This window comes from Vibrio sp. CUB2 (genome assembly GCF_001557945.1).
GTDB lineage: Bacteria > Pseudomonadota > Gammaproteobacteria > Enterobacterales > Vibrionaceae > Vibrio > Vibrio owensii.
In genome coordinates this window covers 1-675 of record NZ_LNRB01000070.1, presented here as the reverse complement: position 1 = coordinate 675, position 675 = coordinate 1, and the positions used below count along the sequence as shown (strand labels likewise).

Annotated in this window: 1 protein-coding gene; it reads right to left on the bottom strand. The window is 45.9% G+C overall.

What is annotated here, in order from left to right; all coding sequences use genetic code 11:
• Positions 1-239: 239 nt before the first annotated feature.
• A partial coding sequence (locus ATB78_RS27870; RefSeq protein WP_155647891.1) for an IS110 family transposase occupies positions 240-675 on the bottom strand: 436 nt, incomplete at its 5' end.

Here is a 675-nt window from a genome sequence, read left to right as displayed (position 1 = left end):
AAAATGTATGGTCCGCCCCGTTATTGCAACTACAATTAAGTCATAACGGAGTTGGTTTGCGCTAATGTATTCGGAGTCCTTGTTGGGAGCACTAGCTTCCCAGCTCCACGATGATATCTGCGCCAGATTATCCTTAAAAAGCCAAAAGCGTTTAACGCTATTTTTTGTGGCAGGTTCTTAATCTGGTCGATTGACCGTTTTTGTCATCACTTTCATTGGCGTTGCAAACTTGGTTATAGCTATACAGCCTTAAAAGCTTGGCGGTGGTACAACACCGCCCAAGCTATTCTTGCTAGCTTGTTGGCAAGTGCTACGACCACAACATTAAATGGCTTCGTCGCCCGGAGCTTGATGAGCCATTCACCAAACACTTTCCCTGTCGTTTCTAGCCTTGAGAGAACGGCTCTTGCTCCATGGATAAACAGAGTTCTGAGATGTTTATTGCCTCGTTTACTCATACCAAGTAGCTTGGTCTTTCCTCCCGTAGAGAATTGTCTCGGTACAAGCCCTAACCAAGCGGCCATTTCCCGACCATTGGTGAAATTGTTTGGGGAGCTTACGTCCGCCACGCACAACGTCGATGTAAGGTCGCCAACTCCAGGGATAGTTTTCAGCAATTGTGCACTTTCGTTGTTGTTAACAACTGTCTGAAGCTTACTATCTTGAGCTTTGACT